This window comes from Cupriavidus sp. GW822-FHT03E04 (genome assembly GCF_058801495.1).
This window is the reverse complement of record NZ_JBXANI010000041.1, coordinates 24223-39551: the sequence shown is the minus strand read 5'-3', so window position 1 is coordinate 39551 and position 15329 is coordinate 24223. Positions and strand designations below refer to the sequence as shown.

The window sequence follows — 15329 nt, the reverse complement described above, 5'->3', positions numbered from 1 at the left end:
CTACGGGAGGTTCGGGCACCCTCTCGTTTGGGAGGCGACCTGTGCGGGCGCTCTCACGATACCCTGGCGGGTAATTTTTGCCATTTTGGAGCGGGAGACGAGGCTCGAACTCGCGACCTCAACCTTGGCAAGGTTGCGCTCTACCAACTGAGCTACTCCCGCTTTTTGGCTCCCCGACCTGGGCTCGAACCAGGGACCTACGGATTAACAGTCCGGCGCTCTACCAACTGAGCTATCGGGGAACAAGTTCCGTCTCAATCGAAACGGAGGCCGGATTGTACAACAGCCTTTTGCGTTTTTGAATAGTTTTTTTCGCTCAGTGTGGATCGGCTGCGATCGGCTTGCTTCTCGCTCGCTTCTCACGCCTCCCGCAGTTACCGCCTCAAGCGCCGAGATGCCGCAGGTCGAGCACGCGCTGCGCCTTGCCCGTGGCGGTGGTCTTGATCTCGCCGGCATTCAGGACGCGCACGGCCGTGGAAACGCCGATCATCGTCTTCACCCGGTGCTGCAGCTCACGTGCCAGCTGCTCGCGCTCGCTTTCGGCCAGCGAGGCGCAGATCTCCGCGCGCGCCTCCACCGACACGGACAGCGAATCCATATGCCCGTCGCGCGTGATGCACAGCTGGTAGTTGCCGCTAAGCCGGGCAATGCCGAGAATCAGCTCCTCGACCTGGCTCGGAAACACGTTGACGCCGCGAATGATCAGCATGTCGTCGGAGCGCCCCGTGATCTTCGCCAGCCTGCGCATCGAGCGCGATGTCGGCGCCAGCAGCGCGGTCAGGTCACGCGTGCGGTAGCGGATCATCGGCATGGCTTCCTTGGAGAGCGAGGTAAATACCAGCTCGCCCTGGCTGCCGTCGGGCAGCACTTCGCCGGTGACCGGATCGATGATCTCGGGATAGAAATGGTCCTCCCAGACCACCGGGCCGTCCTTGCTTTCAATGCACTCGGACGCCACGCCCGGGCCCATAATCTCCGAGAGGCCGTAGATGTCGACGGCCTGGATGCCCGCCCGGGTCTCGATTTCGCTGCGCATGCCCTGGGTCCACGGCTCGGCGCCGAAGATACCGATCTTCAGCGATGACTTCGCCGGGTTCATGCCTTGGCGTGCCATCTCGTCGATCAGGTTGAGCATGTAGGACGGCGTGACGAGAATGATCGACGGCTCGAAATCGCGGATGAGCTGTACCTGTTTCTCGGTCTGTCCGCCGGACATGGGCACGACCATGCAGCCGAGCCGCTCGGCGCCGTAATGAATGCCGAGGCCGCCGGTGAACAGGCCGTAGCCAAACGCATTGTGCAGCGTGTCGCCACGCCGGCCGCCCGCCGCACGGATCGAGCGCGCCGTCACGTTGGCCCATGTGTCGATGTCCTTCGCGGTATAGCCCACCACGGTCGGCTTGCCGGTGGTTCCGCTCGATGCGTGCACGCGCACCACCTCATCCTTTGGCACGGCAAACAGCCCGAACGGATAGTTGTCGCGCAGGTCCTGCTTGGTCGTGGTGGGGAATTTCGCCAGGTCGGATAGCTGGCGCAGGTCGTCCGGATGCACCCCGGCGGCGTCGAAAGCCCGGCGGTAGTGCGCCACATTGTCGTAGGCATGGCGCAGCGACCATTTGAGGCGCGCCAGTTGCAGCGCCTGGAGTTCGTCGCGGCTGGCTAGTTCGATGGCTTCGAGCTCACCCGGTTGAGGAATTGGCTGGACCACGGTTGTCTCCTGGGAATGACGCGGCAAAATAGGAATGAACGGTGGCGGGAACGGGGGCGCCACGCGGCAGCCTGCCAACCCGGTCATGCGCGTCAACGGTCTTTGCCGTCGTGCCGCCCAGGTTGGCAACGTGCCTGCTTACTGATTACTGATTACTGATTGGTAGTGCTGGATATGCAGTCGCTCAGGTGCGCTGCGGCACATGCCGCCGGCTTTGCACGACGCGGAAGCGGTTGGCAACAAAGGCCGTGTCGGCAAGGCTCGCGTTGGCCGCGGGATTCGCGCCGGTAGCGTGGAAGTCCGAGAACGCCGCCGACTGGTTCACGAAGACGCCGCCCGTCAGGTTGACCGACAGCGCAACGCCGCCGGATACGGCAGCCTCGTCAGCGGCATCGAGCACCTGTTCGTCCGTGCTGTAGACCGACAGCGTCAGCGCGCCGCGCGTGCGAGCGATGCGCGCGGCGAGTTCCAGCGAATGCCGGGTGGAATCGGTGGCAATCACAAACGCAATCGGGCCGAACCATTCCTGCGTAAACGTATCCTCGTCGCGCCGGGCGTCGAGCTTCAGCAGGACCGGCGTGCTGACGCGGGCTTCCGGGTAGGCCGGATGCACCAGGCGCTGGCTGGCAAGGAGCGGCACGCCCAGCTTGGTCACCTGCTCGATCCGGTCAAGCACGCCCTTGTTCTGGATTGCACCGATCAGCTCCACGGCCTTGGCCGGATCGCTGGTCAGCTTTTGCACGGCATCGGCGATGGACTGGGCCACCTCCTCGAACGGGACCGTGCCTTGCGCCGTCTTGATGCCTTCACGCGGCACGTAGATATTCTGCGGCGCGGTGCACATCTGGCCCGAGTACAGCGCGAGCGAAAACGCGATATTGCGCGACACCGCCTTCAGTTCGTCCGCCGAGTCGATCACGATCTGGTTGACGCCCGCCTTCTCGGTGTACACCTGCGCCTGCAGCGCATGTGTCTCCAGCCAGTCGCCGTTGGCGGTGCTGCCGGTGAAGTCGATCAGCCGGATTTCATCGCGCGTGGCCAGCGACTGCACCAGCGCGCCGTCATTGGGTGCGGTGGCCAGCAAGGTCACGACGTTCGGATCGAAGCCGGCCTCCTCCAGCACCTGCCGCGCGATACGCACGGTAATGGCCAGCGGCAGGATCGCGGCGGGATGCGGCTTGACGATGACGGCATTGCCGGTGGCCAGGTCCGCGAACAGCCCGGGATAGCTGTTCCAGGTGGGAAACGTGCAGCAGCCGATCACCAGCCCGATTCCGCGCGGGACGATGGTGAAGCGCTTTTCCATGGCGAGCGGCGGATTCTTGCCTTGCGGCTTTTCCCAGTACGCCGTCTGCGGAATGTCACGCATGGCATCCCACGCATAAGTGATCGCCTCTAGCGCGCGGTCCTGCGCATGCGGGCCGCCGGCCTGGAATGCCATCATGAACGCCTGCCCGGTGGTATGCATGACGCTGTGCGCGATCTCGAAGCTCGCCTGGTTCAACCGCGCCAGGATCTCCAGGCTCACGCCGACCCAGGCCTTCGGGCCTGCCTTGCGGAATTGCAGCTGCGCCGCTTGCGCCGCCGCGATCAGCGCGTCCGGCTCGGCGTTGGGATAGCCGATGTTCAGCGCGAAGCCGAATGGCGAATGTTCCGCGCCGACGGTGCCGCCGCTGCCGGCTTGCTCGAGCACGAAGGGTTGTCCGAGTTGCGCCTTGAATGCCGCCTCGCCGTCGTCGGCGGCGGTTTCGCCGTAGGTGCGCGGGCTGGGCATCTCATTGAAGGGGCTCCAGTAGCCTCGGGTCCGGATGGCGTCCAGGGCTTGGGCAAGTGTCTTCTCGTGTTTTTCAAACAGGGCGTGATTCATTGCGGGGGCCGTATTTCTTTAAAGGATTGCGGTACTGCACTTGCTGTGCGTCGATTTACCGTTCATTTACCGTTCGTCGTAGCTGACGACAACCCGGTCGGAGACCGGATGGCATTGGCAGGTGAGCACGAAGCCGTCGTCGATCTCGTGCTGCTCCAGCGTGTAGTTCTTTTCCATCTTGACTTCGCCTTCCAGGACCTTGGCCCGGCACGTGCAACACACCCCGCCCTTGCAGGCATAGGGCAACGCAAGGCCCGCTTTCAGGCCGACGTCCAGCACGCTGACGCCCACGTACGGCAGCCGCAGCTTGCGCTTCTTGCCGTCGATGATCAGCTCCAGATCCGCGGCCGGCGTGTCGTCGGTGATCTCGATCGGCGGCACGCCCGCTTGCGGCAGCGGCGTGCCGAAGCGCTCCACGTGCACCTTCGCGGGCGCCACGCCGGCGGCCTTGAGCGCGGCCTCGGCGGCGTCCATCATCGGACCGGGGCCACAGATGAAGGCTTCGTCGATCTCGGCGGCGGGCACGAGCGTGGCCAGGAAGGCCTCGCATTTCGCCTGATCCAGCACGCCGTTGAATAGCTCGACCTCCTGCAGATCATCGGACAGCACGTGATACAGCGAGAACCGGCTCATGAAGCGGTTCTTGAGGTCTTCGAGCTCCTCGGCAAACATGATCGCGTCGACGCTGCGGTTGCCATATACCAGCGTGAAGCGGCTGGTCGGCTCCGTCTCCAGCGTGGTCTTGATGATCGCGAGTACTGGCGTGATGCCCGAGCCGCCCGCGAACGCCACGTAGGACCGCGACAGCTCGGCGTTCAGGTGGGTGAAGAAGCGCCCGTCGGGTGTCATCACCTCGATCTCGTGGCCGGGCTGCAGCGTGTCGAAGGCGAAATTGGAGAACCTGCCGCCGCGTACCCGCTTGATGCCGATGCGCAGCTCGCCATCGCGGTCATAGTCGGTGACGCCCACGCAGATCGAATACGAACGGCGGGTTTCCTCGCCATCAAGATGCGCCTTGAGCGTGACGAATTGCCCTTGCGTGAAACGGTACGCGTCGCGCAGGGCCTCCGGCACCTCGAACGAGACGGTCACCGCGTCGGCGGTCTCGGGCCGTACCTCGCGGATACGCAGCGGATGAAATTGCGGTGTCGCCATGTTGTCGGTCCAGGTCGGTACGGTTTGTCAGTACGGTTTGAAGTAGTCGAACGGCTCGCGGCAATCCATGCAGCGGTACAGTGCCTTGCAGGCCGTCGAGCCGAACTGCGCCAGGCGTTCGGTGTGCACGGAGCCGCATTGCGGGCATGCGGGCCGGTCGTGGGTTGCGTGCGATGCTGTGCGCGGCACGAAGCGGATGGTCTTCTCTTGCGGCGCGTGGCCGCTGCCGCAGTTGCCCATCGGGGGCGCTATGCCGTATTGCCGCAGCTTGTCGCGCGCTTCACTGGTCATCCAGTCGGTGGTCCAGGCCGGGGCGAGCACGGTGACAACGCGATGGGAAAGGATCCCGGCGGCGTTCAGCGCCTGCCCGATGTCCTCGGCAATCTGCGACATGGCAGGGCAGCCCGAATAGGTTGGCGTGATGACGGCTTCGAGCACGCCGTCAGCGCCGCGGCGCACGTCCCGCAGGATGCCCAGTTCGCGAATCGACACCACCGGGATTTCCGGGTCGGGTACGGCTTCGAGCACGGTCCAGGCGCGCTCCAGCGTGGCGTCGGACTCCATCAGCGTGTCAGCAGCGTTCATCTTGATCTACCAGGTGGCGCCGGGATGCTGGCGTGCAAGGCTCTGCATTTCGGAAAGCAGGTAGCCCATGTGCTCCGAGTGCTCGCCGTGCTTGCCGGTGGTGATGTGTTTCGCCTCGGACGGCAACGTGAGCGTGGCCTGCGCCACCGTGGCGGCGACGTCTGCCTGCCAGGCGGGCTGAAGGTCCGCCATCAGGGGACCGATGCCGGCCGCTGCCACCGCGGTTTCCACCGCATCGGTCGCGAAGAATTCACGGGTGTACGGCATCAGGTAATCCAGCGCCGCCTGCGCGCGCCGGTGCGACTCCTCGGTGCCGTCGCCAAAGCGGATCAGCCAGTCGGCGGCGTGGGTCAGGTGATAGCGGGTTTCCTTCAGCGACTTGGCGGCGATGGCCGCCAGATGCGTGTCGGTGGACGATTGCAACGCCGTCCACAGGTGGCCCATCAGCGCGGAATACAGGAAGTTGCGCGTGATCGTGACCGCATAGTCGCGCTCGGCACGTGCCGTGCCGGCGAGCGGCCCGAAGTGGGGCAACTCCACCAAGGTGTAGTTGGCGAACTCGCGCTCGGCGCGGAAGTAGGCGTAGCTGTCTTCGGTTCTCCGTGTGCCGTTCAGTGCTTCGTCAAGGGTAGCCGCGTGCGAATACAGCAGGCGTGCCTGGCCGATCAGGTCCAGGCTGATGTTCGCCAGCGCAATATCTTCCTCGAGCGCAGGGCCTTGGCTGCACCACTCGCTGTTGCGCTGGCCGAGGATAAGCGCGTTATCGGCGAGGCGCAGCACGTACGACAAATGTTGGGGCGTGGTCATGTTCTGGGTCCCGCCTTACATGTGGTCGACTTCGGGGGGGAGCACGAAAAACGTCGGGTGGCGATAGATCTTGTCGCCAGCCGGCTCGAAGAACGACTCCTTGTCCGCCGGGTCCGACGCCGTGATCATGGCCGAGGGCACCACCCAGATGCTCACGCCTTCCTGACGGCGCGTGTAGACGTCGCGGGCCATGCGCAGCGCGCCGCTGGCGTCGGGCGCGTGCAGGCTGCCGCAATGCTTGTGGTCAAGGCCCTGCTTGCTGCGCACGAACACTTCCCAGATTGGCCATTCCTTGTTCATCTTTGTCTCCAGTTCAAGCAGCTTGTTTGCGGTCGCGGGCGGCCTGTCTATCGGCCTGCTTCTGGGCATGCGCCAGCGCGGCTTCGCGCACCCAGGCGCCATCGTTATGCGCCTTCACCCGGGTGGCGAGGCGCTCCTTGTTGCAAGGCCCGTCGCCATTGACCACGCGCCAGAATTCTTCCCAGTCGATTGCGCCGTAGTCGTGCGCGCCGCGCGCCTCGTTCCACTTCAGGTCCGGATCGGGCAGCGTCACGCCAAGGATCTTGGCTTGCTCGACCGTTGCGTCGACAAACTTCTGGCGCAGGTCGTCGTTGGAGATGCGCTTGATGCCCCACTTGAACGACTGGCCGCTATGGATGGAGTCCTTGTCGCTGGGACCAAACATCATCAGCACCGGCCACCACCAGCGGTTCACCGACTCCTGCACCATGTCCTTCTGGGCCTGCGTGCCCTTCATCATCGACAGCAGCGCATCGAAGCCCTGGCGCTGATGGAAGGACTCCTCCTTGCAGATGCGGATCATGGCGCGCGCGTATGGGCCGTAGGTGCAGCGGCACAGCGGGATCTGGTTCATGATCGCCGCACCATCCACCAGCCAGCCGATCACGCCCACGTCCGCCCAGGTGGGCGTGGGGTAGTTGAAGATGCTCGAATACTTGGCCTTGCCGGCGTGCAAGGCATCGACAAGCTGGTCGCGCGACACACCCATCGTTTCGGCCGCGCTGTACAGGTACAGGCCATGGCCGCCCTCGTCCTGCACCTTGGCGAGCAGGATGGCCTTGCGCTTGAGGCTCGGCGCCCGGCTGATCCAGTTGCCCTCGGGCTGCATGCCGATGATCTCGGAGTGCGCGTGCTGCGAGATCTGCCGGATCAAGGTCTTGCGGTAGGCGTCTGGCATCCAGTCCTGCGCCTCGATCTTGCCGTCAGCGTCCATGACCGCGTCGAAATGCGCCTGCTCCGGCAAGACGTCGGCTTGCACCGTTTCGAGCGGCTGCGCGTTGCCTGGGATATCCAGTGATTGGGTGTACATGGCGTTTTCCTGTGGACCGATGCCGCAGTATATTTATAAACCGACCGTCCGGTTGATTTATTATTTAGATCGACAAATAAAAACGATAGTTAAAAATCCTGGCTAGTTAGGAACTTGCTGGCTGAGGGAAAAGGGTGTGGCGAGCGAAGCATATTCACTCCGGGATAGCCTCTCCGTCATGCAGCATCGGGCAGGCCCGCCTCGCTGCCGGGAATCCAGCGCACGGCCGGCTCCCCTTGATGCCGCACCCCGGCAGTAGAATGGAAATTTGCCACCGGGGAAGAAAGTGTGCGTGAAGCGCGAGCTTGCTGCGATTGGCATCGCTGCTGTACTGACAGGCACCCAGGTGGTGTGGGCCGCGACCGACGCGTCAATTACATCCGAATCGTCCGAAAGGCCGCTGCCGGCCGCGGCGCCGCCATCGGCGGGCAAGGCAAACTGCTGGGAAACGCTCTGGTCTCGCCCGAATGCGAAAGTGCAGATGGAGGCAGACGGCACCATGCCGATGTCCATGATGACGGTGCAGGAACTGCTCGAAAGTACGCCGGCGGGATGCCAGGCGATCATCAATATTCACTCGAAGAGCGCGCTGGCAGCGCTGATGGGGCCGCCGGTCATTGCGGATCAGCGCGACCTGGTCAACATCTCGCCGCTCGCTGCGCCATCGGCGGTTCGCGTCGAAATCCACTCAGAGATCAATGCGAGAGCGCGCTATGCCCGGCTCTATGGCACATCGACAAGCGTAGGCGAAGGTGTGGTCAACTATGCGGGTGTGGATCTGCGCGAGGGCACGATACTTGGCGGCGAGACGGTCAACTCCAGCGTGACGCTCAAGATCTATGCGCGCGGAACGGATGAGGAGGTGGGCGAGCTGCGCGCTGCGCACGCCACGATCACCATCAGCTCGCGCCACGTCGGGCGGCGCCGCATGATTGAAACCGCGCTGGGCCGCAAGGATTGCGTACCGATCACTTATGAGAAGCGCTCCTCGCTTGGGCCAACGCAGCTCGTCGATACGCTGATCCTGACGACGCCTTCGGTCATGCAGATCACGGATTGGTATTGCCCAAGCGAGCGCTTCGTGCTCCGTACGGAAGTACGAGAGCAGGGCAAGGTCCAGCGCATCGATACGACGGCAATCATGCCGGTCGGCGAGGTCCCCTGAATTCCGTTCGGGGACCAGGCTGGAGGCGAATCCGGTGCGTCGGAGGCAAAAAAAACCCGCCGGCTTGGCGGGTTTTTCCAGGCGCACGGCATCGACCGCCGCGCGGAGAGACGGCTCAGGCCCCGGCAGCGGCTGCCGGCACCGCCTTCTTGGTTTGCTTCTTATGCGACTTCTTCGCCTTCGAATCCGTCAGGTTGGCACGCGAGCTCTTGTTTGCGCCCTGGGTATACGGGTCAAACTTGTCGCCGGCCTTGGCCCCGTCGGTATAGGGGTCGGCCTTGCCAGCCTTGGCGCCATCGGTGTACGGGTCTGCTTTGCCAGCCTTGGCGCCCTGGGTGTAGGGGTCAACCTTGCCGGTGCCTTGCGCCTGAGCGGCGATGGATGCTGCGCCAAGGCACAGCGCGAAAGCGGTAGCGACAATCTTCTTCATGACATTTCCTTGGAAGGCCACCGTCCGGGCGGCCGTGAACACGCGAACATTGAGCCAACCTGACCGGCCAGCTCTCCACTAAACGTATCGTATTAAGCGTCCGTTGACTTGGCATTCAAACTTCTTTTCCCAAAAAATGGAGCCATTGCCGGGTGGACGTGGAACACTTTTTTGCGGCTTTGGCAGATCGAAGTTTCGGCATCGATGCCCACATGCCGTCTAGCGGTGCCGGAACACCGCCGCCCTTCTCTCCAAAAACGCATTCATCCCTTCCTTCAGATCCTCCGTGGCAAACAGCGCATGCAACTGCCGCCGCTCGAACAGCATGCCTTCGGACAGCGATGATTCGCACGCGCGGTTGATCGCCTCCTTGACCGCCATCATCGACGGCAGCGAGAAACCGGCAATTGTCTGCGCCACCGCCATCGCTTCATCCATCAACCGCCCGGCGGCCACCACCCGCGATACCAGCCCGCTGCGCTCCGCTTCATCCGCATCCATGTTGCGCGCCGTCATGCACATGTCCATGGCTTTCGCCTTGGAGATGGCGCGCGGCAGGCGCTGCGTGCCGCCCGCGCCGGGAATGACCGCAAGCTTCAGTTCCGGCAGGCCGAACACCGCGTTGTCCGCCGCGATGAGAATGTCGCAGGCCATGGCCAGCTCGCAGCCGCCGCCAAGCGCGTAGCCCGCGACCGCGGCGATCACTGGCTTGCGCACATTGCGCAGCGTCTCCCAGTTGCGCGTGATGTAGTTGGACTTGAACACGTCCATATAGTCCCAGCCGCGCATGGCCGCGATGTCCGCGCCGGCGGCGAAGGCCTTGTCGTTGCCGGTGATCACGATGGCGCCAACGCCGTCGTCCTGATCACACGCCAGCAACGCCAGGCCGAGCGCATCCATCAGCGCATCGCTGAGCGCGTTCATCTGCCGGGGACGATTGAGGCGGATCACGGCGACGCGGCCGCCCATCTCCAGCAGGACCAGGTTCTTGTCGCTCGCAGGCGTGGCTTCATGCGCGGTCACTGGATGCGCCCTCCCCTTGCCCGCTCTGGCGAAGTTGCTCCCGCAGCCTGAATTTCTGAATCTTGCCCGCTGGCGTCGAGGGCAGCGCACCCTGCACGACCAGCCGCTCGGGGATGTACTGCGCGGCCATCTTCTGCGCCTTGAGGAAGTCCACCATCGCCGCCATGTCGAATGGCTGGCCGCCGTGGGTCACGATGAAGGCGCAGGCGCGCTCGCCGAGGCGCTCGTCGGGATAGGCGACGATGGCCACCTGCGCGACGGCCGGATGGCGGTACAGCAGGGTTTCGATTTCGACCACCGGGATGTTCTCGCCGCCGCGGATGATGACGTCCTTGCTGCGGCCGTCGATGCGGATGTAGCCGCGCGCGTCGATGCGGGCCAGGTCGCCGGTATCGAACCAGCCGTCCGCGTCGGTGTCGTTCAGGTGCGCACGGCGCAGGTAGCCGCCGAAATTGGAGCAGGAGCGCACCAGCAGGCGGCCGCTGGCGCCCACCGGCAACGCCGCGCCCGCTACGTCGACCACGCGCACTTCCACTCCGGGCAACGGGCATCCGTCGGTGCTGGAGGCGCGCTCATCGTCATCCTCGAGCCGCGTGGTGGTCACCGCGCCCATTTCCGACATGCCCCAGGCGGAGATCACCTTGGCACCCAGCGCGCCGCGCGCCAGCTCCACCAGTGCGCCGGGGATCGGTGCGCCGGCGCACAGGAAGGCGCGCAGCGTGGGCACGGCGCCGCCAGTCTCGGTGACCGTGCGGGCCAGGTCGGTGAGGAACGGCGTGGAGGCCATGGTGAAGGTAACGCCCTCCTGCCGGATCAACGCTACGGCCTGGCGCGGCTCCCAGATGTCCTGCAACACCACGCTCGCGCCCAGCATGATCGGCATCATCAGGCCATACATGAAGCCGGTCTGGTGCGCCATGGGCGAGGCCATCAGGATTACGTCGTCCGCACCCAGGCGCAGGCGTTCGGCGTACGTGACGATGTTGGCCATAAGCGTGTTGGACGAATGCAGCACGCCCTTCGGCTCGCCGGTGGTGCCGGAGGTGTAGATGAGCTGGGTGATGTCGTCCGGGCCGGGGCGATGGCCAGCCGCCAGGTCCGGCGCGCCGGCGCCGGCCAGCAAGGTCTCGAACGAATTGGGCCCGGCGCCGCCGATCACGGCCACGTGCCGCAGGTCAGGCAGCGCCTGGCGCAGGCCATCGAACATGGATTCGTAGTCAAACCCGCGAAAGCGCTTTGGGATCACCACAACCTTGCTGCACGCGTGCCGGAGCATGAACGACAACTCGCGCTCGCGCAGGATCGGCATCAGCGGATTGAGCACCGCGCCAAGGCGCGCGCAGGCAAGATAGAGCGCGGTGAACTGCCACCAGTTGGGCAACTGGCAGGACACGACATCGTTGGCGCCAACGCCCAGCCTGGCGAGGCCCGCCGCGATGCGCCCGGCCTGCCCGGCCAGTTCCCGGTACGTCAGGTGCGTGGTCTCGCCGCTTTCCACCTGCAATGCACTTAGCGCGACCTTGTCGGGGCAAGCGGCCACGCAGTCGTCCAGCGCATCGTTGATGGTGCGCTCTGGCCAGAGGCCTTGCGCGACGCTGGACGCGCGGCGCGGGGGCAACAGGATGGCGTCGAATTCCATGGCATGTCTCCTCGTTGTTATCGTTTTGGTCAGGCTTGCTCGCTGGCGAGATCAGGCTGGTACCGCTTCCCGGCCCGCGCGGGTACGGGCGATGATGGTCTTCATGATCTGGGCCGTGCCGTCGCCGATCTGGAAGCCGAGCACATCACGCAGGCGCTGCTCCATCGGGCCGCGGTCGTAGCCGCCGTGGCCAAACGACAGCAGGCACTGGTGCACCACGTCGTAGGCCAGCTTGGGCGCCCACCATTTGCACATCGCGGCTTCGGCCGTGTGCGGCAGGTTGCGGTCTTTCAGCCAGAGCGTCTGCAAGCACAGCAGGCGCGCGGCAGTGACCTGCGTCTCGAAATCCGCCAACGGATGGGACACGCCCTGGAAGGCGGCCAGCGGCTTGCCGAAAGCCTGGCGCTCGGCCACGTATTCCCAGGTTTCTTCCAGGCTCGCCCTGGCCACCGCCAGTACCTGCAGGCCGATCAGCGCGCGGGAGAAATCGAAGCCCTGCATCACCTGCACGAAGCCCTCGCCTTCCTTGCCAAGCAGATGGCTGACGGGCACGCGCACGTTCTCGAAGAAGATCGAGCCGCGCCCGATGGCGCGCTGACCGTGGCAGTCGAAGCGGTTGGTGGTGATGCCGGGCAGGTCCATCGGCACCAGCAGCGCCGAGACGCCGCGCGCGCCCGCCTCGACGGAGCCGCTGCGCGCGAACACCACCGCGGCGTCGGCCTGGTCGGCGGCGGAGATGGAAGTCTTCTCGCCGTTGAGCACGTAGTGGTCGCCGTCGCGCTCCATGCGCAGGCGCAGGTTGGCCGCGTCCGAGCCGCCGCGCGGCTCGGTCAGCGCGATGGCGAACAGGGCTTCGCCTTGCGTCAGGCGCTGCAGCCACGGCCGCGCGATCTCCGGGGCGGCGTGATGCGCCAGGATCTGCCCGTTCAGCGAGGCCAGCAGGTTGATGTAGGAAAGGCTCAGGTCCGCGCGCGCCACTTCTTCGTGGATCACGCCGGCCGCCAGGCAGCCCAGGCCCTGGCCGCCGTATTGCTCGGGCAGCTCGGGGGCGATAAAGCCCATCTGGCCCATTTCGCGCATCAGCGCGCGGTCAAGCTCGCGGGTGCGGTCGCGCTCCAGGAAGCCGGGCGCGATACGTTCGGTGGCGAAGCGGCGGGCATGGTCGCCGAGCGCGGCCAGGTCTTCGTCGAGATAGGGGTTCATGGTGTCTCCAGGAGGTCTTGCCGCATGGCGCGCCGATGCGATGCACCGTGCGGCCGCGTTGCTTGTGAGCGCAACGTCGGCTATGGCGGCTATGGCGGCTTACTTGGCGTGCTTGCGGAAATCGGGCTTGCGCTTTTCCTGGAAGGCGGTGACGCCCTCGCGCGATTCCTCGGTGTCGTAATAGAGCTTGAGCGCGTACATGCCCATGCCGGCGATGCCGCTCTGGTGGGCCGTGTCCATGTTGAACGAGCGCTTGGCGATGGCCAGCGCGGTGGGGCTCTTCTCCATGATCTCGTCGCACCACTTCTGCACTTCGGCGTCGAGCTGTTCATGGGGGACGACAGCGTTGACCAGGCCCATGGCGAGGGCTTCGGCAGCCGGATAGCGGCGGCACATATACCAGATCTCGCGCGCTTTTTTCTCGCCCACCACGCGGGCCAGGAAGGCCGTGCCATAGCCGGGATCGACCGAGCCGACCTTGGGGCCGACCTGCCCGAACACGGCCTTCTCGGACGCGATGGTGAAGTCGCAGATCGTGCAGATGACATTGCCGCCGCCAATGGCGTAGCCCTGCACGCGGGCGATGACAGGCTTGGGCACATCGCGGATGGCGTTGTGCAGCTCTTCCATCGGCAGTCCGATGGTGCCGCGGCCGTCGTACTGGCCTTCATGCGCGGACTGGTCGCCGCCGGTGCAGAAGGCTTTTTCGCCGGCGCCGGCGAGCACAATGGCGCCGATCTCTCGGTCATAGCCGGCGCGGTTGATGGCGTGGATCAGTTCGTCGCAGGTGCGCCCGCGGAAGGCGTTCATCTTCTCCGGGCGGTTGATGGTGATCCAGGCCGCGCCGTTGCGCACGTCGTAGAGAATGTCTTCGTAGTTCATGGTCGTTGTCTTCGTTGTCTTCGTTGTCTTGGAAGCCGCTGCAACCGCTGCAGCCGGGTTCAGCCGTTCATGGTCAGGCCGCCCGACACGCTCAGCACCTGGCCGGTGACGAAGGCCGCGTCGTCGCTGGCAAAGAACACGATGGCGCCGGGCAGGTCCTCCGGCTGGCCGATGCGGCCGAGCGGGATCGAGCGGGTGAAGGCCTCGATCAGCTTTTCCGGGTTGCCAGCGCCTTGCTTGTAATCCTCGAACAGCGCGGTATCGGTCGGGCCGGGGCACACCACGTTGACGGTGATGCCGTGGCGGGCGTGCTCACGCGCGATGGTCTTGGAGAACGACACCAGGCCACCCTTGCACGCGGCGTAGACCGCCTCGCCGGAGGAACCCACCCGCGCCGCATCGGAGGCGATGTTGACGATGCGCCCGCGCCTGCGCTCCACCATGCCGGGCAGCACCGCGTGGTGCATGTGCAGCGCGCCGGTGAGGTTGATGGCGATCAGGCGGTCCCATTGCGCCGGCTCGGTCTTGGTAAAGGGCTTGAACACGTCCCAGCCGGCGTTGTTGACCAGCACGTCGATGGGGCCAAGCTGGCTGGTGGTGGCCGCCACGGCGGCATCCACGCTGGCGCGGTCCGTGATGTCGCACTGGAATGCTTCGGCGCGGCCACCGTTATCGCGGATGCGGGCTGCGACCTGCTGCGCTGCCGCCAGGTTCAGGTCGAGCACGGCCACGGCGGCGCCCTCCCGCGCAAAGCGCCGGCAGGTTGCCCCGCCGATGCCACCGCCACCACCGGTCACGATGACCGTCTTGCCTTCGAGTCTTTGCACAGTGTTCTCCTTCGTGGTCCAGGGTGCTATCGTGCGGCTGATAGGTCGCGCGCCAGCGTTTAAATACGTAAATATATTGACGTATACTAGGCGGACAACTGGACCAATGCAAGTACGGCTACTCTGGAATTTATGATGGTTAACCCCGATTTTGATGATGATCTTGCCCCGGCCGCGCGCATGGAAATGGCAAACAGGTTGTTCTTTCGCCTGTACCAATGCGCAAATATGTTGCATAAAACGGGGTCAAGGGCGGTCGAGGCCGAAGGCCTGACGACGCAGCAGTGGGCCGTGCTGGGCGCGCTGTCGCGGCCACAGGCGGCCGATGGCATGAGCGTGGGCGACCTGGCGCGCTACCTGATGGTGAGCCGGCAGAACCTGTCGGGGCTGATCAGCCGCATGGAGCGCGACGGCCACCTGAGCATGGCGCCCGACGGACGCGACCGGCGCTCGCGGCTGGTCACCATGACGCAGACCGGGCGTCATGTGTGGTTGCGCCTGGCGCAGCCCAAGATCCGGGATTACTACGAGCGGGCGCTGACCGATTTTTCAACCGGCGACATCACCCACACGCTGCACTACCTGCTCAAGCTGCTGGAAAACATGAAGGGGCTGGATGCCGAAGGCGCCGCGCCGGAGGATGGGCGGGAGTGAGGCGTCGTACATGAAGGGGGGGAATGACGCAAACCGGCGGCCATCACCGGCTTG

Annotated in this window: 15 protein-coding genes and 2 tRNA genes; 2 read left to right on the top strand and 15 right to left on the bottom strand. The window is 65.0% G+C overall.

The features are described 5' to 3' along the window. Positions 1-86 precede the first annotated feature (86 nt). The 9 genes from AC1RQC_RS37350 to paaA form a co-directional block, all read right to left on the bottom strand. Positions 87-162, bottom strand: a tRNA-Gly gene (locus AC1RQC_RS37350). 4 nt (positions 163-166) lie between these two features. Continuing rightward, positions 167-242 (bottom strand) — tRNA-Asn (locus tag AC1RQC_RS37345). Between the two features lie 140 nt (positions 243-382). Beyond that, complete coding sequence (gene paaK / locus AC1RQC_RS37340; RefSeq protein WP_492886431.1) at positions 383-1708, bottom strand: phenylacetate--CoA ligase PaaK; 1326 nt, start codon at positions 1706-1708, stop codon at positions 383-385. A 184-nt stretch (positions 1709-1892) separates the two neighbouring features. Further along, on the bottom strand, positions 1893-3575 hold the full coding sequence (gene paaN / locus AC1RQC_RS37335; protein WP_492814732.1) for a phenylacetic acid degradation protein PaaN: 1683 nt from the start codon (positions 3573-3575) through the stop codon (positions 1893-1895). 66 nt (positions 3576-3641) lie between these two features. Next, positions 3642-4730, bottom strand: coding sequence for a 1,2-phenylacetyl-CoA epoxidase subunit PaaE (gene paaE / locus AC1RQC_RS37330; RefSeq protein ID WP_459375270.1), 1089 nt, complete (start codon positions 4728-4730; stop codon positions 3642-3644). 27 nt (positions 4731-4757) lie between these two features. Then, positions 4758-5315, bottom strand: a complete 558-nt coding sequence (gene paaD / locus AC1RQC_RS37325) for a 1,2-phenylacetyl-CoA epoxidase subunit PaaD (RefSeq protein WP_492886429.1) — start codon at positions 5313-5315, stop codon at positions 4758-4760. 6 nt (positions 5316-5321) lie between these two features. Beyond that, positions 5322-6122 carry a 1,2-phenylacetyl-CoA epoxidase subunit PaaC gene (gene paaC / locus AC1RQC_RS37320; protein WP_492831942.1) on the bottom strand — a complete coding sequence of 267 codons (801 nt, stop codon included), beginning with the start codon at positions 6120-6122 and terminating at the stop codon, positions 5322-5324. Between the two features lie 15 nt (positions 6123-6137). Further along, positions 6138-6422: a 1,2-phenylacetyl-CoA epoxidase subunit PaaB gene (paaB, locus tag AC1RQC_RS37315; RefSeq protein WP_006156041.1), complete on the bottom strand. Its 285-nt coding sequence runs from the start codon at positions 6420-6422 to the stop codon at positions 6138-6140. Positions 6423-6435: 13 nt separating this feature from the next. After that, positions 6436-7452, bottom strand: a complete 1017-nt coding sequence (gene paaA / locus AC1RQC_RS37310) for a 1,2-phenylacetyl-CoA epoxidase subunit PaaA (RefSeq protein ID WP_492886427.1) — start codon at positions 7450-7452, stop codon at positions 6436-6438. A 292-nt stretch (positions 7453-7744) separates the two neighbouring features. Between paaA and AC1RQC_RS37305 the strand changes: the two genes are divergently transcribed. Beyond that, complete coding sequence (locus AC1RQC_RS37305) at positions 7745-8617, top strand: hypothetical protein (RefSeq protein WP_492886425.1); 873 nt, start codon at positions 7745-7747, stop codon at positions 8615-8617. A gap of 115 nt (positions 8618-8732) precedes the next feature. On the opposite strand, the gene AC1RQC_RS37300 is transcribed toward AC1RQC_RS37305, so the two are convergent. The 6 genes from AC1RQC_RS37300 to badH all read right to left on the bottom strand — a co-directional run bounded on the left by AC1RQC_RS37300 (position 8733) and on the right by badH (position 14621). Next, positions 8733-9047: an amino acid ABC transporter permease gene (locus AC1RQC_RS37300; RefSeq protein WP_492372366.1), complete on the bottom strand. Its 315-nt coding sequence runs from the start codon at positions 9045-9047 to the stop codon at positions 8733-8735. A gap of 219 nt (positions 9048-9266) precedes the next feature. Continuing rightward, positions 9267-10070, bottom strand: coding sequence for an enoyl-CoA hydratase (locus tag AC1RQC_RS37295; RefSeq protein ID WP_492886423.1), 804 nt, complete (start codon positions 10068-10070; stop codon positions 9267-9269). Continuing rightward, entirely contained in the window at positions 10057-11709 is a 1653-nt protein-coding gene (aliA, locus tag AC1RQC_RS37290) for a cyclohexanecarboxylate-CoA ligase (RefSeq protein ID WP_492886421.1), read from the bottom strand. Before aliA ends, AC1RQC_RS37295 begins: the two co-directional genes overlap by 14 nt. 51 nt (positions 11710-11760) lie before the next feature. Further along, on the bottom strand, positions 11761-12912 hold the full coding sequence (aliB, locus tag AC1RQC_RS37285; protein ID WP_492886419.1) for a cyclohexanecarboxyl-CoA dehydrogenase: 1152 nt from the start codon (positions 12910-12912) through the stop codon (positions 11761-11763). A 99-nt stretch (positions 12913-13011) separates the two neighbouring features. Further along, the gene (gene badI, locus AC1RQC_RS37280; RefSeq protein WP_492372370.1) at positions 13012-13794 is read right to left on the bottom strand and encodes a 2-ketocyclohexanecarboxyl-CoA hydrolase; all 783 of its coding nucleotides are present in this window, start codon (positions 13792-13794) and stop codon (positions 13012-13014) included. 59 nt (positions 13795-13853) lie between these two features. Continuing rightward, the gene (badH, locus tag AC1RQC_RS37275) at positions 13854-14621 is read right to left on the bottom strand and encodes a 2-hydroxycyclohexanecarboxyl-CoA dehydrogenase (protein ID WP_492372371.1); all 768 of its coding nucleotides are present in this window, start codon (positions 14619-14621) and stop codon (positions 13854-13856) included. A gap of 135 nt (positions 14622-14756) precedes the next feature. Between badH and AC1RQC_RS37270 the strand changes: the two genes are divergently transcribed. Continuing rightward, positions 14757-15275, top strand: a complete 519-nt coding sequence (locus tag AC1RQC_RS37270) for a MarR family winged helix-turn-helix transcriptional regulator (protein ID WP_492372389.1) — start codon at positions 14757-14759, stop codon at positions 15273-15275. Positions 15276-15329: the final 54 nt, after the last annotated feature.